At 57.5% G+C, this 24,793-nt stretch carries 18 protein-coding genes, 1 tRNA gene and 1 riboswitch; of the genes, 13 read left to right on the forward strand and 6 right to left on the reverse strand.

Annotated elements, in window-relative coordinates; genetic code table 11:
- Positions 1-7 precede the first annotated feature (7 nt).
- The 8 genes from LKE90_RS13540 to LKE90_RS13575 all read left to right on the forward strand — a co-directional run bounded on the left by LKE90_RS13540 (position 8) and on the right by LKE90_RS13575 (position 7,721).
- Positions 8-490, forward strand: a complete 483-nt coding sequence (locus tag LKE90_RS13540) for a peptidylprolyl isomerase (RefSeq protein ID WP_291491923.1) — start codon at positions 8-10, stop codon at positions 488-490.
- 78 nt (positions 491-568) lie between these two features.
- Positions 569-644 (forward strand) — tRNA-Lys (locus LKE90_RS13545).
- 550 nt (positions 645-1,194) lie between these two features.
- Entirely contained in the window at positions 1,195-1,671 is a 477-nt protein-coding gene (locus tag LKE90_RS13550) for a flagellar basal body-associated FliL family protein (RefSeq protein ID WP_291491922.1), read from the forward strand.
- Complete coding sequence (fliM, locus tag LKE90_RS13555; RefSeq protein WP_291491921.1) at positions 1,668-2,804, forward strand: flagellar motor switch protein FliM; 1,137 nt, start codon at positions 1,668-1,670, stop codon at positions 2,802-2,804. Before LKE90_RS13550 ends, fliM begins: the two co-directional genes overlap by 4 nt.
- Positions 2,805-2,819: 15 nt before the next feature.
- Entirely contained in the window at positions 2,820-3,356 is a 537-nt protein-coding gene (locus LKE90_RS13560; RefSeq protein WP_291491920.1) for a DUF6468 domain-containing protein, read from the forward strand.
- Between the two features lie 4 nt (positions 3,357-3,360).
- The gene (locus LKE90_RS13565) at positions 3,361-4,128 is read left to right on the forward strand and encodes a MotE family protein (protein ID WP_291491919.1); all 768 of its coding nucleotides are present in this window, start codon (positions 3,361-3,363) and stop codon (positions 4,126-4,128) included.
- Positions 4,129-4,201: 73 nt separating this feature from the next.
- A complete protein-coding gene (locus LKE90_RS13570) occupies positions 4,202-6,820 on the forward strand; it encodes a hypothetical protein (protein WP_291491918.1) in 2,619 nt (872 codons plus the stop codon).
- Positions 6,821-7,100: 280 nt separating this feature from the next.
- A complete protein-coding gene (locus LKE90_RS13575; RefSeq protein ID WP_291491917.1) occupies positions 7,101-7,721 on the forward strand; it encodes a TetR/AcrR family transcriptional regulator in 621 nt (206 codons plus the stop codon).
- A gap of 216 nt (positions 7,722-7,937) precedes the next feature.
- Here the strand turns inward: LKE90_RS13575 and LKE90_RS13580 are convergent, their stop codons facing one another.
- A complete protein-coding gene (locus LKE90_RS13580) occupies positions 7,938-9,221 on the reverse strand; it encodes an NAD(P)/FAD-dependent oxidoreductase (protein WP_291491916.1) in 1,284 nt (427 codons plus the stop codon).
- An 84-nt stretch (positions 9,222-9,305) separates the two neighbouring features.
- A complete protein-coding gene (locus tag LKE90_RS13585; protein WP_291491915.1) occupies positions 9,306-10,811 on the reverse strand; it encodes an aldehyde dehydrogenase family protein in 1,506 nt (501 codons plus the stop codon).
- A 457-nt stretch (positions 10,812-11,268) separates the two neighbouring features.
- Here LKE90_RS13585 and LKE90_RS13590 point away from each other — a divergent pair, with 457 nt between their 5' ends.
- Positions 11,269-12,342 (forward strand): aromatic ring-hydroxylating oxygenase subunit alpha, encoded by a 1,074-nt coding sequence (locus LKE90_RS13590; RefSeq protein ID WP_291491914.1) that lies wholly within the window; start codon positions 11,269-11,271, stop codon positions 12,340-12,342.
- Positions 12,343-12,429: 87 nt separating this feature from the next.
- On the opposite strand, the gene LKE90_RS13595 is transcribed toward LKE90_RS13590, so the two are convergent.
- The 4 genes from LKE90_RS13595 to gcvT all read right to left on the reverse strand — a co-directional run bounded on the left by LKE90_RS13595 (position 12,430) and on the right by gcvT (position 17,370).
- Positions 12,430-12,804 (reverse strand): helix-turn-helix domain-containing protein, encoded by a 375-nt coding sequence (locus LKE90_RS13595; protein WP_291491913.1) that lies wholly within the window; start codon positions 12,802-12,804, stop codon positions 12,430-12,432.
- A 54-nt stretch (positions 12,805-12,858) separates the two neighbouring features.
- Positions 12,859-15,726, reverse strand: a complete 2,868-nt coding sequence (gene gcvP / locus LKE90_RS13600) for an aminomethyl-transferring glycine dehydrogenase (RefSeq protein ID WP_291491912.1) — start codon at positions 15,724-15,726, stop codon at positions 12,859-12,861.
- A gap of 61 nt (positions 15,727-15,787) precedes the next feature.
- A complete protein-coding gene (gcvH, locus tag LKE90_RS13605) occupies positions 15,788-16,153 on the reverse strand; it encodes a glycine cleavage system protein GcvH (RefSeq protein WP_291491910.1) in 366 nt (121 codons plus the stop codon).
- Positions 16,154-16,236: 83 nt separating this feature from the next.
- Positions 16,237-17,370: a glycine cleavage system aminomethyltransferase GcvT gene (gcvT, locus tag LKE90_RS13610; protein ID WP_291491909.1), complete on the reverse strand. Its 1,134-nt coding sequence runs from the start codon at positions 17,368-17,370 to the stop codon at positions 16,237-16,239.
- Between the two features lie 156 nt (positions 17,371-17,526).
- Positions 17,527-17,616: riboswitch (glycine riboswitch) on the reverse strand.
- A 345-nt stretch (positions 17,617-17,961) separates the two neighbouring features.
- On the opposite strand from gcvT, the gene speD reads away from it, so the two are divergent.
- The 4 genes from speD (at position 17,962) to LKE90_RS13630 (ending at position 24,541) form a co-directional block, all read left to right on the forward strand.
- Positions 17,962-18,426: an adenosylmethionine decarboxylase gene (gene speD, locus LKE90_RS13615; protein WP_291491908.1), complete on the forward strand. Its 465-nt coding sequence runs from the start codon at positions 17,962-17,964 to the stop codon at positions 18,424-18,426.
- Between the two features lie 105 nt (positions 18,427-18,531).
- Positions 18,532-19,401 carry a polyamine aminopropyltransferase gene (speE, locus tag LKE90_RS13620; protein ID WP_291491907.1) on the forward strand — a complete coding sequence of 290 codons (870 nt, stop codon included), beginning with the start codon at positions 18,532-18,534 and terminating at the stop codon, positions 19,399-19,401.
- A gap of 779 nt (positions 19,402-20,180) precedes the next feature.
- A complete protein-coding gene (locus LKE90_RS13625) occupies positions 20,181-21,581 on the forward strand; it encodes a beta strand repeat-containing protein (RefSeq protein ID WP_291491906.1) in 1,401 nt (466 codons plus the stop codon).
- A gap of 815 nt (positions 21,582-22,396) precedes the next feature.
- The gene (locus LKE90_RS13630) at positions 22,397-24,541 is read left to right on the forward strand and encodes a glycosyltransferase (protein WP_291492053.1); all 2,145 of its coding nucleotides are present in this window, start codon (positions 22,397-22,399) and stop codon (positions 24,539-24,541) included.
- Positions 24,542-24,793 lie beyond the last annotated feature (252 nt).

Consider the following 24,793-nt stretch of genomic DNA (forward strand, 5'->3'; position numbering starts at 1 on the left):
TGGGCACATGACTGACACAAATGATATTCTGAACATGGATCTGGCAAGTGGGCGCGTCGTTATCCGCCTGCGTCCGGATATCGCACCTCTGGCTGCCGAGCGTCTCCGCACGCTGTCCGCCGAGGGTTTTTATGACAACACGCCGTTTCACCGTGTGATTGAAGGCTTCATGGCGCAGGGCGGAGATCCGACCGGCACCGGCACCAGCGGCAGCAGCCTGCCGGACCTGAAGGCCGAATTCACCCGTGATGCGAAGTTCGAGCGTGGCACGATCGGCATGGCGCGCACGATGAATCCGGACAGCGCCAACAGCCAGTTCTTCATCATGTTCGAGCCTTCCCCACACCTGAACGGCCAGTACACCATCGTTGGTGAAGTGACCGAAGGCATGGACCTTGTTGACAAGATCAAGCGCGGTTCCGGCGCTGGCGGCACGGTCAAGGATCCGGACAAGATTCTGAAGATGCGTCCGGCTTCCGCAGAGGCCTGAATCACGGTCTGATTTCAGGTTTTTATGGCGATGGCTGTTGACATGAGCGGCAGCCATCGCTACCCGGTTGCCCGTGGCGAGCCGGTAGCTCAGCTGGTAGAGCATTCGACTTTTAATCGAATGGTCGTGGGTTCGAGTCCCACCCGGCTCACCAACACATCAGGAAAATGGCAGCTATCAGGCATTTTCCAGCAGGTTGACAGAGCCTGCATCTCCTCATCAGCAAGATGCGTTTTGTTCACGGCTCTCGTGTAGCGGTCCACGTTCTTCAGTGTCCATTTGATGCAGGTGTCAGCCTGCTCCTGCGTGGCGGTGTGCGACGGCTTTTTCAGGCTGTGGTGAGGGGATGGTCCTTTCGGGATCGACGCTTCCTCGCACCATTTGATTGTAGAGCCCGTTCGATGCTGGGCATATAGCCGTTGGTCGTGCGGACGCACGTCTCCTCATGGAGTATTGAGAGACGCGCTCAGGCGTTGGCGCACGCACGAGACCACGCCAACGGTGAAGTTTGGTCGATTCCTGCCTGAATCCTCATTTGTGGCGTCCATCCCACGAAATTAGATGATTCTTAAGCCTCCCGCCTTACCTCTTGATCCCATAGCCGACTGTATCGACAGAGCCTTCTGTTGGTGAAACAGGGACAACGCCTGCCTGTGTGCGGACGTGTCCTGTCGGAAATGAGGTTACGCAGTTTCGGGGAACGGATGGCGGAAGAAGCTGAGACGGCTGGTGCTGAGGCAACGCCTCCCAAAAAGAGCAAAAAGAAGCTTGTGATGCTTGTGGGAGCATTGCTGGGCATCGTGCTGCTTGGCGGGGGTGGGTGGTATTATAAACAACATGCCGCACAGGCCGCGAAAAAAAATGTGCCGGTTGTGCAGGAGGAGCCGTTTTTCGTCGATATTCCGACTGTCATCTCCAATCTCGAAAGTTCATCGGGGCGGCCGGTCTTCGTGAAGCTGACAGCCAAGTTGCAGGTCAGGGGGGCGACCCAGCAGCAGGTTCTGGCGCAGATGCCTCAGGTCCAGAATATCTTTCAGACCTATCTGCATGAAAGTTCGCAGGCGGACCTGAACGGCAATGGAATCTATCGTCTGCGTGAGGCGTTGCTGGCGCGCATCGCCCTGCAACTCGCTCCGATTGAAGTGAGAGACGTTCTCTTCACGGAGTTTCTGATTCAATGAGTGGCGCACAGGACACGACCAGCACTTCCATTCCGCGTCCGGAGCCGACGGCAGCCCTGAACGAGCTTGGCCGGGGAGAGGATGCCGCGGCATTTGAGGAAAGCGAAGCCGGGCAGGATGGCGGGGATGAGGATGCTTTCGAGCGTCCTCTGGACCAGTCCGAGATCGACAACCTCCTTGGCAGTGTTCTCATGTCGGATGAGGACAAGGGGCCGGTCAGCGGACTGGAACGGATCATCGGCGCGGGGCTGGTGGCCTATGAACGGCTGCCGATGCTGGAGGTGGTCTTTGACCGTCTCATGCGGATTGTCTCCACATCACTGAGGAGTTTCACGAACGATAACGTGGAAGTCTCTCTTGATGGAATCAGTTCCCTGCGTTTCGGTGACTATCTGAATTCGGCGAGGACATCCTCCATTTTCGCGGTCTTCAAGGCCGAGGAGTGGGAGAATTACGGGTTGATGGTGATTGATTCATCACTGACCTACTCCATGGTGGATGTGCTTCTGGGAGGAGCCAGAAACCCCAGGCCGCTGAATGTCGAAGGGCGGGCCCACACCACGATTGAGCGCGCGCTCGTCGAGAAGATGGTACGGATCGTCCTCGCGGACCTGAGCGCGGGGTTCGATCCGATCTGCGCTGTCAATTTCAAGTTCGAACGTCTTGAGGTGAGCGCGCGGTTCGCAACGATCTGCCGGACTTCCAACGCGGTTTTCATGGCGCGCATGCGGGTGGAAATGGATGATCGCGGCGGAAACATTGATGTCATCCTGCCTTACGCCACTCTGGAACCGGTGCGTGAGCTTCTGGTGCAGCAATTCATGGGAGAAAAATTTGGCAGGGACCCGGTGTGGGAAACCAACCTCATTGATCACCTGCAGGACACGGATATCGTTCTTGACGCGGTTCTCTCTGAACAGACCATGAAATTTTCCGAAGTCTCTGATCTGAAGCCGGGGTCTGTCCTGATGCTGGAACAGGAAGTCGGAGCGTCCATTGATCTTCGTTGCGGATCGGTTTCACTCTTTATGGGAAAATCTGGCCGGAAAAAAGAGCAGATGGCCGTGAGAATTGAAGAAGACCTTCTGGTTGCCCGAACAATGTTTCAGTCCCCGGATGGGGTGTACTCCTGATATGGAGGGTCTATTATGACTGCATCTGAATATACTATTGAAATAGCTCTTTGCATTCTGCTTGGTTTTGGAATTTTTTACAGTATTCATCTGGGGCGTGCTCTGGCTGTGCTCCGTAGGGATCGTCGGGAACTGGCTGATCTGGTGGCGCGTCTGGATGAGAGCGGCAGACGTGCTGAAGACGGTGTGGAGAAACTTCAGACAGCCGGAGAAGTCAGCGGCCGTTCACTCGGACGCATGATCGATCAGTCCAGATTATTGCAGGGTGAACTTGAAGTTCTCTCCACAAGAGCGGATACGATTGCCGAACGTCTTGAAACGCTTATTCGTGAAAACAAGTTTCCTGAAAAGGAAAAAACTGTTGTGGAAACGATTGCGCCCGTCCCGGTTCCGGCTCCGGTCGTGCCGTCTGACCAGATGGTGGGTGCCGACCGGGCAGGTCTGCCTTCCCTGCCAGCCAGCCCCACTCCGGGAGTTCGTCCTTACGAACAAAGATTGCGCCAGCGGACGGCAGCCGAACAGGATCTGATCCGCGCGTTGCGGATGAGCTAGTCGAATGCCGAAACTGCCTTTTTCCCGTATTTTTCAGCTTTCGTCCTGTCTTATGGGAGGATTGCTGTCGCTTAAGCTGTATCTTCTGACCAGTTCGCTACTGTTCGCCAATACGCCTGACGGGGCAGCGGCGATCGCAGAGCAGGGAAAGAGCCAGACCGCGAAACCGACAGATGCTGCGCCTTCATCAGGTGACGCCGCCAGTCCTGCGCCTTCTTCTGACGGTAAAGTTTCAGCAAACGCAGGAGCCGATAAGGCTCAAGCCGCAAAGTCGCCCTGTTTGGATGGGATGACCTGCATAGGTCAGCAGAACAAGCCTGAACTCGATGTGGATCATAATGCTGATGAGGCCCGGACGGCATTGTTGCAGGATCTGGCCGGACGCACGAAGCAGCTTGAGCAGGAGAGCCAGAGTCTTGAGGAATTAAAGAGAAGCATTGATGCATCGCAGGCGGTTCTGGAGCAGCGGATGCAGAAATATTCCGAACAACAGGCCGTCGTTAAAAATCAGGCAAAACAGAAGCAACAATTAAGCGATGCTGATGTTGATCGTTTGGTAAAAATTTATGAGGCGATGGCGCCACGTGACGCCGCATCTATTTTCAATGTACTTGATTTTCAAGTAGTGGTGCCTGTGATGACAAAAATGAACCCGAGAAAAGCTTCTGCGATTCTCGCGGGAATGGTGCCTGAACGGGCGATGATGGCTACTCAGTTGTTGGCAGGTGTACCGCGCAGGTCTCCTGTGGTTCGGATTGGAACAAACGGCTAGACCGTTTGAAACTGGATTATAAGGCTGCGGTTTCTGTTGTGCAGGAAGTCGTATGGCGGAGCGGGAATAAGGCGTGCGGATCAGATTTTCTTTGACGTTATGGCTTGCAACGTGCCTGACTTTTCCCGTTTCTTCTTATGCGGAAGAGTCGAGTGCTGCGGCGCGTCTGCTGGTGCCACATGACAATGGGGCGGTAACGCAGCCGGCGGCTGGAACTGTCGCCGCTCCAGAAGGGCATGTTGCCCGGCACTCTGTGCGTCGGCGCAAGAACAGGAAGGAAAAGCCTGCCGTTCCGCCGGTCCCGGCATCGTCCGCCCCTCAGACCCCGCAACCCCCGGCGGCTGCGGGGAGTCTGCCGGAAGGATGGCAGGCGGAGCGTTTCAGTACGCAGTCCGATGTCGGAGCGCAGAAATCGACAGACAGCGCGGCTGCGAAGACGGATGGATCCGTGGCGTCGCCGAAAGCCGCCACGCCATCACAGCCGGAAGAAAACGGCTCAGCCGCCGTTAACAAAATCTTCCTGCCATTTGGAGACGGCGCGGGGATCGGCGCGTTCTGGAGTGGAAACGATTTTATCATCGTCTCTGATCGCGCCACGCAGATGGATACCTCGGCGTTGCAGGGAACAGGCGTGTTTTCGGCTGCGACAGTGCAGACCATAGGCAATACGACGGTTGTCGCCTTTCACTTCAATCAGGTGATCCCGTTGCAAATACAGAAACAGCCGGGTGGCTGGATTCTGGCAGTCAGGGGTGAAAACGAAGCAAGGCGTCATGCTGTGATTACGCCGGAGATGAAAGATGGCGGTCTTCTTTATCCCATGCCGCAATCGGGGCGTGTGATTGAACTTGCCGATCCATCGTCGGGTGCCCGTCTGCTTGTGGCGACATCCGTGGAGGAATGTCCGGGACCGCTGCTGCGCCGCCATAAACTTGGTTACGAAATCTGGCCCTCCATGCAAGGGCTGGTTTTCGCCATTGAGTCCGACCAGATCGAAGTGCGTAAAGGAAACGGGGGCGCGTTTCTCGATGTTCTCGGCAAGGGCGACATTCCCGTGGCGTCTGGTGCGGAAGGGGCTGTGGCGGATGACCGGGTGGACTGGTCCTGGCTCGGATTACGCGCACTCAACCAGACGGTGCTGAAGGAGGACTACCGCCGTCGCTGGACGCAGGCAGCGGTGCAGTCTCCGGAAGACCGTGGCGAAGCGAGGCTGGCGGCTGCCAGAACCGCCTTCGCGATGGGCGATGCGCGGGAAGCTCGGGCGATTCTCGGGACTGCGATTGAAGACAATCCGGAACTGGCGCTTCAGCCCAATGTGACCTTTCTTCAGGCGGCGTCGAATCTGATGGCTGGCAACACAGATGCCGCCTCCGCTCTGGCGAATCCGGAGGCGGGTGCGGACGGGGTGCTCTGGCGCGGACTCTATATGGCCCGGAGCGGAGCAAATCCGGCCAAGGCAGCGACCCTGATGGCGCAGGGTTTCTCAAATCTGCAAAGCTATCCCGACCCTTTGAAAAAGCAGATACAGCCGGAAGTGGCGACTTTTATTGCACGTTACGGCTCGGATGAAGACCGCACGGCGCTTGAACCGCTGCCAGATGACGGACGTTTTGATCTTGCCCGTGCTTTCATGACCCAGAAGGCGGGTGATCAGGACAAGGCGCTGGCGATGTTTTCGCATCTTGCTTCTGACAGAAAGCCGGAAGTCTCTGTTGTGGCTGCGGAACAGGTTCTCGGCGCGAAGCTTGCCGCCGGTCAGATTCGCCCGGAAGAAGCTGTGTCCGGCTACGAGAAACTGCTGTTCTCAGCCCGTCAGGCGGGAGTTGAGAAAGAGGTCCGGCATAATCTGATCGCGGCCCTGACGCAGGCGGCGGAGTGGCCCAGGGTGCTTGTCGCGGTCGATGATGATCTGCGACTGTTTCCGGAAGACCGTATTGCTCTTGCACCTCAGGTCGAACAGATTCTGGAGCATCTCGCGGAGTCGGACGCTCAGACAGGTGGAGCGAAATCTGTTGAACTGATCGATGCGGTCGCCATGATTGAGAGCCACATCGACCAGATACCGGATGGGCCTGCCAAGGGGAGGATTCTGGCCGGGCTTGGACGCAAGTTGCAGGGGCTTGGCTTGCCGGGGAAGGCCGCGATCGCCTTTGAGCGCGCCCTGCCGCTTGCTTCTGACGACGCACAACGTTCGGCGCTGGGCGCTGAACTGGCGCAGGCCGATATTGATGCGCAGCGTCTGGGGCAGGCGCGTCGTGCTCTGGATGAAACACAGGACTCGGGGGCGGACGCAACACTGGCGTCGCGCCGACGTGTGATTACGGCTGGTCTGCTGGCGCGTGAGGGCAGCCGTGATCAGGCGCTTCAGCTTCTGGCGCAGGATGAAAGCGATGCTTCTCTCGATCTGAGAGGTCGTATTCTGGAAGAGCAGCGCAACTGGTCTGAAGCGGCGCTCGTGGTTGGGCGTCTTGCGACGAAAAACCTGCCGGAAATCGGCACTCTGACATCGGAGCAGCAGCAGCTTGCCATTCGTCTGGCAACCGATGCGGCTCGCGCCAATGACTGGAGCACTCTGGATCGACTGCGTGAATGGGTGGGAGGGCGACGGATGAGCCCCGAGCGCCAGAGGATATTCACGTTGCTTGTGACCTCCCCGGAAGATGAACTGCGTAAGCGCTCTCAAGTCCAGTGACGGTCAGGGTCTTTGGAAACTGCCGGACATAAGAGTTTCTGTCTGCGCGCCTGTTCGTGAATCAGTCCTGTGCGGGGTGCGGGACCATAAGAAATCCGGTGTGTTGCCGTGAAGACGACTCACCGGGTTTTGTGTGACTGCGTGAGCATCAGGTGTTTAACACCACTGACGGCATGTGTTTTTTACGCTATTCCTGTTGTCCCTCTGTGGAACTGGACAGTGTGAAGTGAGTCCAGCACTCTGGATTTTGTCTGAAAGTCGTGTTTTGCCTGAAACTGTCTTGTCTTCCGGAACCCGTGGTGACGTTCCGGTCCTCTCCCGTCGTGAAGAACGCAGACAACAGACCCAGAACGCCTTGATCGAGGCCGCGATGCGGCTGCTGGCCGAGAAAGGATTCGAGGGAACGACAACCGACGAAATCGCTGTGGCGGCCGGGATTTCCAGACGCACCCTGTTCCGCCATTTTCCGACCAAGGCGGATCTGGTTACGGCATGGACCCAGCAGATGACGGATGTTCTCAGTGAACGGGTTCAGGCCTGTCCTCCGGAAATGTCTCCGCAGGAGGTCATCCGGGTCGCGCTGGAGGCAGTCGTTCCTCACATGGCCAAAACCCGGGAAGAAGCGCTGGCCTTTGTCCGCCTGATTGAAAGGGACCCGGGCCTGCGTTCCGTCAGCCTGCATAAATATTCATGCTGGGAGGACAGTCTGGCGACCGTGCTGGAGCAGCGCCTTCCCGACATCGAGGGAAGAGCGCTGGCGGCACGAGTGGCCGCCCGTTCCGGCATCGCTGCTTTCCGGACTGCTGTGGATGAGTGGATTCGTGTGAAGGGACGCGTCGGACTGGTCACCCTTATCCGGCGCGTGTTCGCCTTGCAGATCGCCTGCTTCAGAGAGGACTGAGGCGCATTGAACGGAGATTTTGGGGAGTCGTCCTGAATCCCGTCAAAGACGGCGCCTCTGAAAACCCGTTGAATATCAATGAATCGCGGTCAGGGAGGCTGCGCCTCCTCGCGGATATGGGCTGAACCCACACGGGAAAGCCTCGATCCAGAGAGCCCGTAAAGCCACGGAGGCGCTCTGGATGCGAGCTCTTTTCTTTCAGGCAGTCGGCCCGAATCAGTCGAGCCTGACGGAGGGGCGGACAAGAGAGTCTATCCAGTCCGAGAAGCAGGACATCAGCCCGCGTGTTAGGCCGTAGAGTTCAATCTGATGCTGGCGGTAGAGCGCCAGATGGCCCAGACGCGCGGACAGGCCGTTGAAAATACCGCCGCCAAACACGGTGCCGCCCGGCAACGTGCCCCAGCCGTTATAATTGCCGAGAGCGACGATTGCGCCCTTGTTGTTGAATATGCAGGACGGAATCTCACGCCCGTCACGTAGCCATGCGGGCAGATGACGCGCCAGATGATGCGCCTGCTGACGGGCGACCTGCGCGGTCGGAGGCAGTGGGTCGTTTGCGATATAGCTGCAATCACCCATGGCGAAGATGGCTGGATCATCGACGCTCTGGAGAGTCGGGTTGACCAGAATCTGGCCAGACCGGCTGAGCGACAGGCCACCGAAACCGCTGGTCACTTCCGGCGCTTTCACACCGGCCGCCCAGACTCGGAGGGTCGCGGGCACATGGCTGCCGTCTTTCAGGCTGAAACCGTTTTCATCGGCGCCGGACACCATGGCGGAGGTGCGGACTTTGACCCCGATACGCTCCAGTTCCTTCTGCGCGGCTTCTGAGACCGGTTCCGGGAAGGCTGGGAGAATGCGGGGGCCAGCTTCCAGCAGGGTGATGTTCAGGGCGGGAGGCGTCTGGGAGAAACTGTGCAGGCGAACCAGTTCCAGCGCCTTGTGCAGCTCAGCGGCAAGCTGGGTTCCCGTGGCGCCACCGCCGACGATGGCGATATCGAGCGCGCCGTCGCCCGCATAGGCGCGCAGCAGCTCCATGCGGAATTTTTCGTTGAATCCGTTGGCTTCGACAAGATTGTCGATGAACAGACAGTGCTCGGCGACACCGGGTGTGCCGAAATCGTTGGCGCAACTGCCGATGGACAGGATCAGGGCATCGTAAGTGACCGTGCGGCCTTCCAGAACCACGGTGCCGTCCGAGCCGTGGAGCGGTCCGAGAACAGCCTCCCGCTGACCCCGATCAACCCCAATGACCTCGCCGGGCCAGAATTCGAAATGATGCTCATTGGCCTGCGCCATGAAGCTGATACGGTCGTTCTCATTCTGGGCTGTACCGGCGGCGAAGCAATGCAGCATCGGTTTCCAGACATGGGAAAAGCTCTTGTCGATCAGGGTGATCCGCGCCTGCCCCTGTTTGCCAAGGGAATTGCCCAGACGTGTGGCCAGAGCCAGACCTGCGACACCACCGCCAACGATCAGGATTTCGGATTTCTTGCTCATGCTGCTTTCCTGTACTGGCCGTGGAACGTCGTATGAAATCTCATGAAACGGGAGAGCGCGCGGACACGCTCTCCCTGTGTTGTATCAGAAGAAACCAAGCTTCTTTTCGGAGTAGCTGGTCAGGATGTTCTTGGTCTGCTGGTAGTGCTCAAGAACCATCTTGTGTGTTTCACGTCCGATTCCGGACTTTTTATAGCCACCGAATGCGGCACCCGCAGGATACACATGGTAGCAGTTCACCCAGACGCGACCGGCTTCCAGACCTTTGGCGACGCGGTGGCAGATATTGCCGTTACGCGACCAGACGCCTGAACCCAGACCGAACTCCGTGTCATTGGCGATGGCCAGTGCTTCGGCTTCGTCCTTGAAGGTCGTGACCGTCAGGACGGGGCCAAAGATTTCCTCACGGAAAATCCGCATGTTGTTGTCACCGCGGAACACGGTCGGCTGAACGTAGAAACCATCCTTGAACGCACTGCCAAGATCGGGTTTCGCACCGCCGACCAGAAGCTGCGCCTTGTCCTCGTTGCGTCCGATATCGATGTATTCCAGAATCTTGTTCTGCTGCATCAGCGAGTTCTGGGCGCCCATCATCGTCTCGGGGTCAAGCGGGTTGCCCTGCTTGATGGCCTTCACGCGCGGAATGACGCGTTCGATGAACTTGTCGTAGATGGATTCGTGCACCAGCGCGCGGCTCGGGCAGGAGCAGATCTGGCCCTGATTGAGCGCGAACAGGGTGAAGCCTTCCAGCGCCTTGTCGAGATAATCGTCATCCTGATCCATGACGTCGGCAAAGAAGATGTTCGGCGACTTGCCGCCCAGTTCCAGCGTGGCCGGGATCAGGTTTTCGGCTGCGGCGTGCGCGATCATCTTGCCGGTCGGGGTTGAACCCGTGAAGGCGATCTTGGCGATACGGGTGCTGTTGGACAGCGCCGCACCGACATCACGGCCCAGACCGTTGACGATGTTCAGGGTGCCTGCCGGGAACAGGTCGCCGATGATTTCCATCAGCACCAGCATGCTGGCTGGCGTCGTTTCGGCGGGCTTCATGACGACGCAGTTGCCTGCGGCCAGAGCCGGAGCCAGCTTCCATGCGCCCATCAGCAGCGGGAAGTTCCAGGGGATGATCTGGCCGACGACGCCGAGAGGCTCGTGGAAGTGGTAGGCGACCGTGTCTTCGTTGATATCGGTGATGCCGCCTTCCTGAGCGCGGATACATCCGGCGAAGTAGCGGAAATGATCGATCGCCAGCGGGATGTCGGCGTTCATCGTCTCGCGGATCGGCTTGCCGTTGTCCCAGGTCTCGGCGCGCGCCAGAAGCTCAAGATTGGCCTCCATGCGGTCAGCGGCCTTGAGGAGGATGTTGGAGCGTTCAGCGATGGAGGTGTGGGCCCAGCCTTTGAACGCCTTGTGCGCGGCATCCAGCGCCAGTTCGACATCTTCAGCCGTGGACTGCGGCACTTCGCACAGTGTGCGTCCGTCCACCGGCGAGATGTTCTGCATGTATCCGCCCTTTACGGGCGCTTTCCACTCACCGCCGATATAATTGCCGTAGCGGGATTTGAAGGGGGGTTCCTGGTTAACCGACATGGGTCACTCCGTATGTCTGGCGTGCTGCCTGGGCGAGAGATAGCAGAAATGTAATCAGGACTGTATCGGTCTTGATAACTATATTCTGAAATATATGAATGCAGCGGGAGCGGCAACGTGCGGGCAGATAACATGATTGTGATTTTTGACACTGAGTGTCATAATTGTTTTAAAAATATAATTATATTTCAATGTGATATGATGTGTTTCGTTGCCTGAAAGAAATTTTTGATGCGACCGGCCTTATCGGGCGCACTCCGTGCAAAAGATGTATCCAGTCTTCCGGACTGATAGAAAGCGCCGGTTCTGAAGTGAGGAATCCCGTGTCCGGGACATCGTTTCATGCGCTGTGAAACATGTGTCTCGCCGTTGTCCGGACATGAAGCAGAACATCTATTCCGTGTCGTCGCCACACGTGTCATTCTGATTCCGTTATTATCTTGTGGGAGCGACGCATATGGACACAGCCTCCGCCATCCAGTCTGTTGACCTGCCCCGTCACTGCACCTTCGATGCAGCAGACTGGACTGTTCTGGCCGCCTGCTGGCATCCCGTCGCGCTTTCACGCGAACTGACCCGCACTGCGCCTCTTGGCGTCACCCTGCTGGATGCGCCGCTGGTGCTCTATCGCAGCGGAGACGCCATTGTCGTGGCGGACGATCTCTGTCCTCATCGGGGCGTGCCGCTCAGTATGGGGAAATGCAAAGGTGATACGCTGGCCTGCGCCTATCATGGGTTTCAGTTTGGAGCGGAGGGGCAGTGCGTGCACGTTCCGGCCCACCCGGACAGCGCGATTCCCAAAAAGCTGAATCTGCGCACCTATCCCGCCGTTGAGCGATACGGGCTGGTCTGGACCTGTCTGCGCCCGGATGGAAGCGGGCCGAAGATTGCCGACATGCCCCACTGGGATGATTCTGAAGGCGGTCAGGGGGATACTCCGGCCTATCAGCGGATCACCTGCCCGTGGATTGATATTGCCGGGTTCGCCGGACGACAGGTCGAGGGGTTCATTGATGTGGCGCACTTTGCTTTCGTGCACACGGCGACGTTCGCTGACCCGGAGAACCCTGTTGTTCCCAGCTATATGCCAAAGAGAACGGTATACGGTTTTGAAGCGGAATACCGGAGTTCCGTCGCCAATTATCCGCATGAAATAGAGAACTCGGCCCCCGAGGGATTTGAGTGGCTGCGTCATTTCCGTGTGCATGTGCCGTTTACGGCCACCCTGGAAATCCACTTCCCGAACGATGAACGGCTGGTCATCATGAATGCGGCCTCGCCGGTCTCGGCGCGTATGACCCGGATGTTCGCGCCGATCTGCCGCAACTTCGATATCAATGGCGATGTCGAGGCGGTTTACGAGTTCAACCGCCGGGTGTTTGAAGAGGATCGTGCGCTGGTGGAGGCGCAGAAGCCGGAGAACCTGCCTCTGGACCCGACACTGGAGGCGCATGTCATGGCGGACCGGAGTTCAATCGCCTATCGACGGGCGCTGCGGGATATGGGGCTGAGTCACTTCTTCACGGCGTGAGGAAGGGCTTTCCGCCTAGCAGAAGCAACCGGGGGACCAAAGGGCTGGATCATCTGTAGAACGAAAAGCCCTTTTGATCCCGGAGCGTTATTTTTTCTTGCGGTCGAGCATTCTTGTAATGGAGCGCTGCACGGAAAGACGCTCTCCCACATCAAGGCTGCGGTAGAGTCGCAGCAGGTCGATCTCGTCAATCGTCAGTTGCACGACAGCTTCCTGCGTGGCCATGCCCGTCAGAAAAACCTCCACAGGAACCTGAAACAGTTCGGCAAGGCGCGGGAGATATTCCCTGACGCGCCCGTCCCGATCCGTCTCCCAGTGAGCTATGGCGCTACGTGACAGGCCAAGGGCCGCAGCGACGGCCACCTGAGTCATTCCGGCATAGTGCCGTAACGCCCTGATCCGCTGACCCAGGGTTTCCTGACTGCCCAATCGTGCGCCGAGACTTGAAGGCGCCTTTGTCATTGGTCCGATTATCCCGAAAAAGCTCCAGCATAATGCATTTATTCAGATTTCAACTCACAGATATACGGAAAGTTCCGGGCAGGAGCAGATCAGATTGCGGTCACCGTAGGCATTGTCAATGCGTCCGACCGGCGGCCAGTATTTGGTCGCAGGCGCAACACCCGCCGGAAAGCACCCTTCCGAACGTGTATAAGGCCGGTTCCACTCCGTGACGGCCAGATCACGGGCCGTATGGGGAGCATGACGCAGGGCGGAGGCTTCGACGGCGATCACGCCCGTTTCGATCTGCCGGATTTCCTCGCGGATCGTCAGCATCGCATCGCAGAACCGGTCCAGCTCGCGTTTACCCTCGGATTCCGTCGGCTCGATCATGAACGTGCCGGGAACCGGAAAGCTCACGGTCGGCGCGTGGAAACCGAAATCCACCAGACGCTTGGCGATATCATCCACGGTTACGCCCGTCTCATCCTTGATCGGACGCAGATCGACGATGCATTCATGCGCGACCCGTCCATTCACGCCGCGATAGAGGATGGGGTAGGCGTCTGACAGACGCGCCACGATGTAGTTCGAGTTCAGGATGGCCAGAGTGGTCGCGCGCGCCAGTCCTTCGTCGCCCATCAGACGGATATAGGCCCACGAGATCGGCAGAATCGAAGCCGAGCCGAATGGTGCGGCTGATACGGCAAGACCTTCGCCCAGTTCCGGACGCCCCGGCAGAAACGGTGCGAGATGTGCGCGTACGCCGATCGGCCCCATGCCCGGTCCACCACCGCCATGCGGGATGCAGAATGTCTTGTGCAGGTTGAAATGGCTGACATCCGCGCCGTATTTGCCCGGCTGCGAAAGGCCGACCTGCGCGTTCATGTTCGCGCCATCGAGATAGACCTGACCGCCTGCCTCATGCACCAGCGCGCAGATATCGCGTACGGATTCTTCAAACACGCCGTGTGTGGAAGGGTAGGTGATCATGATCGCCGCCAGCGTGTCGGCATGTTGGGCGATCTTCGCTTTCAGATCGTCCATATCGACGTTGCCGTCATCATCGCATTTTACGACGACGACTCTCATGGCCGCCATCTGCGCAGAAGCCGGATTGGTGCCGTGCGCGGAAGCCGGGATCAGGCAGACGTCGCGCTGTTCCTGACCACGCGCACGGTGATAGCCGCGAATGGCCAGCAGTCCCGCATATTCTCCCTGCGCACCGGAGTTCGGCTGGAGCGACACGGCATCATAGCCGCTGACAGCGCAGAGCCATGTTTCAAGGTCGCTGAACAGTTCGGCGTAACCCTCCGTCTGATCAACCGGTGCGAACGGATGCAGATCACAGAAGCCGGGCCATGTGATTGGCGTCATCTCGACGGTGGCGTTCAGCTTCATCGTGCAGGAACCGAGCGGAATCATCGTGCGGTCCAGCGCCAGATCCTTGTCGGCGAGGCGACGCAGATAGCGCAGCATGTCCGTCTCGGAATGATAGGATGAAAAGACGGCCTGCTGTAGAAAGGGTGTTTCCCGGCATAGCCCGTCGGGAATGTCGGAGGACAGGCCCGGCCTCGGGTCTGCCGCCGCAGCGAGCGCTTCCGTCGGACAATCCGGATCAAAGCAGCGCCAGACCGCTTCAATCACTTCCGGTGTGGTGGTCTCGTCGAGGGAAAGACCGATCACACCGTCTCCCACGCGACGGAAATTCATACCCGCAGCAATGGCTCTCTGGTGAATCTCTCCGGTTTTTTCAGGAGCGACACGAACTGTCAGCGTGTCGAATACGGCTGTGGTCTGTACCTCTACACCCAGCGCGCGCAGGCCGGACGCCAGAGCCCCGGTCAGCCCCGCCACACGTTCCGCGATGGCTTTCAGACCTTCCGGACCATGATAAACGGCATACATGGCGGCGATATTGGCAAGCAGAACCTGAGCCGTGCAGATGTTCGACGTCGCCTTTTCGCGGCGGATATGCTGCTCGCGGGTCTGGAGCGCCAGACGGTAGGCAGGTTGCCCCGCGGCATCGACCGACACGCCGACCAGACGGCCCGGCATGCTGCGTTTGTAGGCGTCACGCACGGCCATGTAGGCGGCATGCGGGCCACCAAAGCCCATAGGCACGCCGAAACGCTGCATGGAGCCGATGGCGATATCCGCCCCGAGTTCACCGGGAGATTTCAGAAGGGTGAGCGCCAGCGGGTCGGCTGCGATGACCGCGATCGCGCCCGCTTCATGCAGGGCTTCGATGGCCTCACGCGGGTCACGCACCGCACCGGATGTGCCGGGATAGGAGAACAGTGCGCCGAACACGTTGGACGCATCCAGATCACGCTCGGGACTGCCAACGACAATCTCGAAACCGAACGGTTCCGCACGGGTCCGCAGAACAGTCAGTGTCTGAGGATGCGTGTCGGCATCGACAAAGAAGATGTTCGACCTGCTCTTCGCCACACGTTTGGCCAGCGCCATGGCTTCCGCCGCCGCCGTCGCTTCATCCAGCAGAGAGGCGTTTGCGATATCGAGACCGGTCAGTTCCGTCACCAGTGTCTGGAAGTTCAGCAGCGCTTCAAGACGACCCTGACTGATTTCCGGCTGATAGGGTGTATAGGCTGTGTACCACGCAGGATTTTCCAGAATGTTGCGCTGGATCACTCCGGGTAGAACCGTGCCATAATAGCCCTGACCGATCAGGGAAGTCATGACCCTGTTACGTCCGGCCATTTCGCGAAGACGCGCCAGCACCTCGACTTCCGACCAGCCGCGCCCGATCCCCATCGGTTCTTTCGAACGGATGGAGGCTGGCACTGTCTCTTCACGCAGCGCTTCTTCGCTGGACGCGCCGACAGCCTCCAGCATGGCCGTGATCTCGGCCTCACGTGGGCCGATATGACGGGAGGCAAAGGCGTCGGAAGGCGGCAGAAGGCTGGACCAGGATGGCACGGATCGTCCCCGTATCAGAGAAAAGGTTTCAGAATTGAGTCGCCGAAGAAGCGGCCGTGAATCAGCCGATCAGCGCGGCGTAGGCTTCGGCGTCCAGAAGGTCCGCAAGCTGCGCCTTGTCTGTCAGCGTCATCTTCAGCATCCAGCCGTTGCCTTCCGGATCGCTGCTGATCAGGTCAGGGTTGTTCGCAAGGTCAGGATTGCCCTCGATGACCACGCCATTGACCGGCGCATAGACATCGGATGCGGCTTTGACGGATTCCACGACGGCGACAGAGTCACCCTGCTGCAGGTCATTGGCCGAGCTGTTCAGCTCGAAGAATACGATTTCACCCAGTTCACTGGCGGCATGTTTCGTGATGCCGACAACCGCGACATCGCCTTCAACGCGCAGCCATTCATGCTCTTTTGTAAAGTAAAGCGTCATTCCACTGTCTCCACTGTCTCCGGACGTTCAATGTCACGGAAAAGAAAACTCTTGTATCTGTCAGGAATGATCCTGATCCGGTTTCAGCGTTTGAAACCCGCCGGGACGAACGGCATCGCGGCGACCGTCACCGGAATGCGACGACCGCGCAGTTCAGCGAAAATCTTTGTGCCTGCCAGCGCAAAGGCCGTCTCGACATAGCCCATGGCGACAGGCGCCTGAAGCGTCGGGCCGAAAGCGCCGGACGTGACCACACCGATGGGAGAGCCGCCTTCGCCTTCCGCGAACAGTTCGGCGCCGTGTCTGACAGGAGCACGTCCTTCCGCCAGCAGTCCGACACGCCGACGGCTGACGCCCTGCTCAAGCTGCGCCAGAATCAGGTCGGCTCCGGGGAAGCCGCCTGCGCGTGCGCCACCGTTTCGGCGGGCTTTCTGGATCGCCCATTCCAGAGCGCCTTCCACGGGCGATGTCGTTTCATCAAGGTCCGAGCCGTAAAGGCAGAGACCGCCTTCAAGGCGCAGACTGTCACGGGCGCCGAGGCCGATCGGTTTGACTTCAGGCTGCGCCAGCAGGGCTCTGGCAACCTGTTCTGTCCTGTCTGAGGGAACGCTGATCTCGAAGCCGTCCTCGCCCGTGTAACCGGAGCGGGTGACGATTGCCTCAATGCCGTCCAGAGTGACGGTTTTCGCATCCATGAACGTCATGGTCGAAACATCCGGTGCAAGCCGCGCGAGGGCTTTTTCGGCTTTTGGTCCCTGTAGCGCCAGAAGAGCGCGGTCTCCCAGTGGCTCCACCGTGCAGTCCGTGGAGAGTTCGCGCTGCATCAGGGCGATGTCCTGCGCCTTGCAGGCTGCGTTGACGACAACAAGAAACCACGTTTCCATGTTGACGATCATCAGGTCGTCAAGGATTCCGCCAGCGTCGTTTGTCAGAAAACCATAGCGCTGGCGTCCGGGCTTCAGTCCCAGAACATCGACGGGCACGACCCGTTCCAGTGCAAGCGCCACGCGCTTCATGTCGCCGTCGAATGGGCGCAGCGCGACCTGTCCCATGTGAGAGACATCGAACAGACCGGCGTGAGAGCGGGTGTGCTGGTGCTCGGCCATGATGCCGTCGGCGTACTGCAACGGCATAGCGTAACCTGCGAAGGGCACCATTCTGGCGCCGCACTCTCCATGCAGGGAGAAGAGGGGGGTGTGAAGAAGCGTTTCGTTCATGAAACAACTCGGGTAACAGGGAGGGAAACGGTTGGATATGACATTAAGAACGCTCTCCACTTCCGGATCGACCGGTTCAGTCCAGCGCCCCTTCTGTCCGTTTGCCTGAGATCGCTATCCCGTCGGCGGGCGCTCGCAGCGCCACTCTCCAGAATGTCCAGTCACAGGGTCCTTTTGCCTGAGAGTTTCCAGGGCGGTTGCTCCTTCGGCGCCGGTTCGGAACCGGTCTCTCCCTCTGTGACGTCTGACCCTCTCGCATTCCGGCCTGTCGCTGTCAAACAAATCCTGACGGTTGGGCGATAGTTCCGGAAGGAAGGAGGCGGTTGTGCGTCTATTACGGATTATGCCTGGCTGGCTGCGGATGAAGGGTTACGTTATCCTCCGGAGACAGACCAATGAGCGGGATGCGCCGGGAATATCTTCCTCGATTTTTCAAAATATTCTGGCCGGTTATGTGCTGCCTTCAAAGTGTCACGAAAATAAAAGCAGAATTTTCTTGCGTGTAAGGAATAAACACCCTATCCACCGCGCTTCTTGGCCCAAGGGGGCAATTTCTGCCCAACAGGCTGTCTACTGGTTTTGGGGTACGTCATGAACGCACTTGCTCAACTGGGGATGGTCTCGGAACTCCCGAGCAATAACCAGACTGTCGCTAACGCTGAGTCCTGTGAGGATGAGCGCAAGGATTATTTCGTCGAACGCGACGGCGAAAAATTTGCAGGTACGCACCTGCTTGTGGATTTGTGGGAGGCTACGAACCTCGACGATCCGGAAAAGATTGACGCCACGCTGTGCGAGGCGGCTGTCACGGCGGGAGCTACAATCCTGCACAGCCATTTCCATCACTTTTCGCCGAATGGCGGCGTGTCGGGCGTGGTGGTGCTGGCGGAGAGTCATATCTCCATCCATACGTGGCCGGAACGCAATTTTGCGGCTGTGGACATTTTCATGTGTGGCGCATGCGACCCGCATCTGTCCATTCCGGTGATGCAGCGGCTGTTTCAGGCCGGGCGTGTCATGGTTGACGAGCAGCGTCGCGGCCGCGTTTCGGTCTGACCGCTTTCCCGCAATACATCATGGTTTCAGCTTTAGGTGGTGCGCCGCTCAGGTCTTCGGCCTGAGCGCGCGTGGCTGCGGCTGTCGTGAATCTATGGAGGCTGCATGTCTGAGCAGTGGCTGAACGAAGGACTGTACGAGAGCTGGGGGCAGAGATTCCGGGTTCGTAAAGAGCTTGCCCGTGTCAAAAGTCCTTTTCAGGACATCGTCGTGTTCGAGAGCGATTCTCATGGTCGCGTGCTCATGCTTGATGGCGTGGTGCAGATCACGGAAGCGGATGAGTTCGTTTATCAGGAAATGCTGACGCATGTCCCGCTGTTCACGCATCCCGATCCCCGTCGGGTGCTGATCATCGGCGCGGGCGATGGCGGCGTTCTGCGGCGTGTGCTTGAGCACCGGGCTGTGGAGAAGGCTGTCATGGTGGAGATCGACGGCGCGGTTATCGAACTGTCGAAACAGCATCTGCCCGGAATTGCCGGCGACGCATGGAATGACGCCCGTGCGGAAGTCATCGTCGGAGACGGTATTGCCTATGTCGAGGCGGCGTCAGATGCGTCCTTCGATGTCATCATCGTCGACAGCACCGATCCAATCGGTGTGGGTGAAGTACTGTTCACCGATTCTTTCTATGAGCATTGCGCCCGAATTCTTGGACCGAACGGCCTGATCGTGAATCAGTGCGGCGTGCCGTTCATGCAGGCGGATGAGCTGCATGAGACGAGTCTGCGCCGGGCGAAGTTCTTCCCGCAGGTGTCGGCCTATGTCGCGGCTGTTCCGACCTATGTGGGCGGGTTCATGACGCTGGGCATCGCCTCCAAGGGTAATGATCCGACACAGCAGGATGTCGGGACAGTAAAGGCGCGCGCTGAAAAGGCGGGTGTTCTGGGGACTACGCAGTATTGGACCCCGGAAATTCACGTGGGCTCCTTTAATCTTCCACCCTATATCGCGAAGCATCTTCCGTCCGGAAACTGACGCTTTCGCGTGCGTGGTTCGGCAGGCTGCTCCTCTTCCCGGAGTGGCCTGTCTCGCGCATTCACATAATAAAATGTTGGGACGTCCTGTCCGTCGTGGTGTCGGGTTCACGCCTGTCAGCGCGACGAATCGTAACTTCTGCAAGGCAGGAGGTGGGGACGGCTGTCCGGTGCTCTTGGCGTTCTGAATGAATCGTTTCAGCAGGTTCCTGAAATCAGGGATGGGCATCGTTTCCTCTGAAAGATTGATGAAGAAAAACCTGAGATGGGCAGGCTGACCGCCTGTCAGATTCGATGGTTTCATGCCACGCTCTCTTGAATCTGGAGGGGCGAAACGGGTTGAAATCGGGACGGGCGTGGCACGAAGCGGCTGGCGAAGGTTTGGGGGATTTTGATTGTAAAAAGCCGGAGATTGAAAAGAAAATTGTTCCGGTGTGGATTTGATAGTGTATTTAATGTATTTTAATTATGTTTTTTGAGAATTTAAATGTATATTTCTTTACAAGTAAAGGGATTTTACAGTAAATTTTAACTATTTTTACTTATTATGTTTAATAATTTACTTTTTATTTTTGAATTTTTGTTCTGTTGTTCATGTTATTATATCTTTATGAATTTGATAAATAGTCGGCGTATCTTGTTTGTGACGCTTTTTTTTTGATCGGCCCGACTTTTTTTTGTTGCCTGCCTGTCTTTCTTTTAATACAAGGAGCATGGACAGAATACTGCCTACGTGAGTTGCTGCGACGGGTCATGTGGGTGCAACAAAGGAACTGACGTATGCCATTGATGACCGTTCAGGGTGCATCTGCCGGGGCGCATGTAGTCGTCACCGTTGATGGGGCTCTCACAGACCAGCTCGCTAGCCTGGTTACAGATTTCAGCAACACACTTGCCGGAGAGATTGGCGCGGTTGAGGGTATCAACCTTGTTCCGGGATCCACTCCGTTCAGCGCAAACGGCGTTGGCTACGGCGTCGCTACCGTGGCTGGTTCCTACTCCGTAACGGGCAGCGTCGGCGCGATCGTTTTCGGCGGCGCAATCGGATCGGGCATTCCGAGCGTTCACACGCAGATTGACGCGACGGGTGTAACCTCCAGCTTCGTCAGCGTCGAAGGCGGCACGACCGGCGGCGTCCAGTTTCAGGCTGGCAGCTCGGCAGGTCTCTTTATCGCAGGCACGGGCAACAACGCCTTTACCGGTGACCAGCTTTCCAACGCTGGCAACTGGATGGTGCTGACCGGCTCCGGTAACGACACGGTTGTCGCCGGTGCGGGCCAGAACACGATCAATGCGGGTACGGGCGATAACTTCGTCAACGTCAGCAATGGCACCAACACGGTTTATTCCTATGGCAACGACACCATTTATGGTGGTGCCAATGCCAACAATCAGACTGTCTCGCTTTATGGCGGCAGCTCTTTCGTGACCGTCGGCGAAAACTCCTACATCGAGAATGTTGCTGGCGCAGGAAGCAACAACGCGATCACGGTCGGCGGTGGTTCCACTGTTGTCGGTGGCACCGACGACACGATCTCCCTGAACGGTGGTGTTTCCACGGTCCTTACGGGCGTGGGTGACACGATTTCCGCCAGCGGAGATGCCTGGATTCAGTATGCGGTCAACGCGAACGTCAGTGTCGCTGGTTCCCTGACCTTCGTCGGCGGCTATGGCACGAGCACCATCACGGCTGGTCAGAGCACGATCTACGGCGCTGACTCGATGAACATCATCCTGAATGCTACCCAGCCGGGCTCGGGCAAGACCATCTTCTCCGGCGGTTCGGGTAACGAGACGCTCAATGCTTCCGGTTCGACCTACGGTGTGGCTGCTTACGGCAATAATGCCGGCACGACAGGCACGCAGGTGTTCATCGGCGGAACAGGTTCCGACACGCTCGTCGCCGGTGTGGGCGATGCGACGATGACGGGTGGTTCGGGTGCGGCCAACACCTTTGCATTCCGTGACGGTGTTGCTGGCGGTAACTATGTTATCACCGACTTCAACTCCGCTATCGGTAACACGGTCGGCCTGCTTAACTACTCCGAGAGTGAACTGCAGACCGCGCTGGCCAATCAGGTCAGCTCGAACGGTTCCACCACGCTCAAGCTTGACGATGGCACCACAATTCTGTTCCAGAATGTTAGCAGCCTGAATTCGGGCGATTTCCAGGTTTGGTAATTTCCGGATTTTGAGTAGAGAAGCCGGACCTGAAAAGGTCCGGTTTTTTTTTGTTCTCTCGATACGCTGAATATTTCTGACGCAGGGTGTCTGCGTCTCCTGAAACGATACGGTCCTTTTGAGAATGGACATGATGGGTTGGATGCGAGAAACGATATAAAATGTTAAAACACAGTGACTGTTTGATTTTCGTATGAGAAAGCGGCCGGATTATCGTGACTGAAAAGCAACCTCAGGAAGTTCTCGAAAAACGTCTTCGTCATGCTGAGGCGCTGCTGGAATGCTATAGGGGGGCGGCTTTTCTCCATAGTGTGAGAGCTGACGTAAATGCTGGGGATGCCGCGCATGTGCGTCATCTTCTCTTCGGATGGAACAGAAACCCTCTCTCCCGTGTCGGGCGTGTTCTTCGTGGTGGGTGGCTACTTGTGCATGGGCAGACTATAGAAGGGCGTCCCCTGAAGGAGGCTGGTCAGAGAGCCCGGGAAATTGTGGAAAAGGATGGCGTAAAGAGCCTCTATCGACGTGTGAAAAGACGTCTGGATACGCGGTTTCAGGGTCGTCCAAAAATAAAGAGAAAATCTGGGAAAAGTGGTGGAGTACCAGCGGAAAACGCAGAAACGGTCGTGAATCCCTACCGGGAGCCAGTGCCCTCTGCGCGGGAACTCGGTCTGACACCCAAAATACTGATAGTGGCCGAACTCAGCATACCGCAATGCGCGAAGTATCGTGTATGGCAGAGAAAAGAAGAGTTGGAACTGCTGGGCTGGCAAGTCGAGGTCATAAGCTGGCATGATCCGCAGAGCGCCTTGTCAGCCATGCAGACAAGCTGGGAGGTCATTTTCTATCGCACCCCGGCAGCTTCTGTCATCAAGACGCTGATTGCGGAAGCAAAGCGCTTTGGCATCGAGCCTTGGTGGGAGGTCGATGACCTCATTTTTGATCTCGAACTTTACAGTCAAAATAGTAATCTGCTTTCTTTAAGTAAATCCGAGCAGGAAGTTCTGCTTGAAGGTGCGGAGCTTTACCGGGAGTGCCTGCAACTTTGCGGCAGGGGCATCGCCTCGACCCGTGTGCTCGGTGAGATTATGCTCAGGGCAGGCGTCAAGGATGTCTGCATCATCGAGAATGCTCTGGATGGCGAAACTCTGGGGATTGCCGACCGGCTTCTGGAAGAAGAAGCATTTCCGGTCGTAAACGATGAAATCGTCATTGTTTACGGGTCGGGAACGCGCACACATGATCAGGACTTCGTGGAGTGTGCGGCGGGACTGGCTGCCGCCATGGATGTGGAGCCGCGGCTGGTTCTGAAAATTATCGGTGAACTTACGCTTCCTGATGACTTCCAGCGATTCGGTGCTCGGGTGGAATATCTCGAAGGGCGTGATTATGCCGGATACATGGCTGTGCTCGCGGGGGCGGACATAGCCATCGCGCCGCTGGAACCATCAATCTTCAATGACGCCAAAAGTAATATCAAATTTCTGGAAGCGGCTATTCTTCAGGTTCCGGCGGTCTGCTCACCCTGCGATACTTTCCGTGATGTAGTTGATGACAGTAAAAACGGTTTTCTTGCTAAAGATGAAATGGCCTGGCGGGACGCGCTTCTTGCACTGGCGCGTGATGAGGCCCTCCGTGAACGTATTGGGCAACAGGCCCGTCAGGACGTGCTGGAGCGTTATCGACCCGAGGCCATAGCCCGACAGCAGGTTGCCACACAGTTTCCGCCGTCGGAGCATCGCCGCGAAACGGACCGTCTGCGGGTCATGGCCGTCAACATATTCTTTAAACCGCGTTCTTTCGGTGGCGCCACGCTCGTCGCGGAAGAAATGGCGACTCACCTGTCTGCTCTTGAAACTGACATTTCAGTTTTCACGTCCTATGAACCGATTGCCGAGCTGTTTTCCTCCTCTCTGCGTTATGAAATCGAAGGATTGCCAGTCGTCGGCTCACCTCTGTCCACTCATATCGACCCGATTGCAGGGCTCGATAATCCCCGCTGCACAGCCCAGTTTGTCTCGTGGGTGAAAGCATTTCGGCCTGATGTCGTGCATTTTCATTCGATACAGGGGCTGGGACTGGGGATGTTGCAGGCCTGTCTGGAACAGGATGTTCCTTTTGTGGTGACGCTTCATGACGCCTGGTGGCTCTGTGAGCGACAGTTCATGGTCAAGCCAAACGGACGTTATTGCTTCCAGCGTCACATTGATCTTAACGTCTGCCGGTCCTGCCTGCCCGGAGCGATGCATCTCAAGGTGCGTCAGGACATGATGCTCTCGATGCTGAAAGAAGCCTCGCTACTTCTGGCCCCGAGCGAGTCCCATCGTGCTCTTTACCTTGCCAATGGGTTTGCGCCGGAACTGGTGAAAGTGAACAGAAACGGCTTCAGTTGGCCGAAAGCGGCGCGTAGCCCACGTCAGCCGGGAACACCGCTTCGGTTCGGTTTTGTCGGTGGACAGGAAGCCGTGAAAGGTTTTCCGTTGGTCCGTGAGGTGTTCGAGGGACTCGAAAGCGCCGATTGGGAACTGGTGCTGATCGATAACACGCTTAATCTCGGTTTTGCCTCGATGGATGTTTCGGGTTGGGAGGTGAAGGGCAGGATCACCATTCAGCCGGCCTATGGCGATGCGACACGGGACGCCTTCTTCAATTCCATCGATGTGCTGCTGTTTCCCTCGCAGTGGATGGAAAGCTACGGATTGACGGTGCGGGAGGCTCTGGCGCGTGATGTATGGGTCATCTCAACATCTCCCGGTGGTCAGGCGGAAGATATCGTGGATGGCGTCAATGGCGACCTGATCCCTCTGGATGGGCGGCCTGACCCGCTGAAAACGGCGGTGGAGGGACTTCTGGCGCGTCCTGACAGGCTGGATTCCTATGTGAATCCCATGAAAGACAGACTGCCGAATTTTCATGGGCAGGCCGAGGAACTGAAACAGTTCCTGCAATCAGTGGTCCATTAGGGTCGCATCCGATCAGACGGAATTGTCTGGTCGGATAAGGTTGCTCTGTAAACAATGAGTTAGGGCGATATTCGATCAGATGGGTTTGTCTGCTCGGGCGGGTTGTCCGACAGACAATGAGCAGAGTGGTATCTGTGATCCTGTCTGAGCGGATACCGCTTCAGGCTCCCGTGCTGTGGTTCTGCGAGTCCTGAAACCAGTGATGATGACGGATGAATTTACTCTCCGTTGAGAGGTGCCCGATTACTCTCG

Source organism: Acetobacter sp., assembly GCF_022483985.1.
GTDB lineage: Bacteria > Pseudomonadota > Alphaproteobacteria > Acetobacterales > Acetobacteraceae > Acetobacter.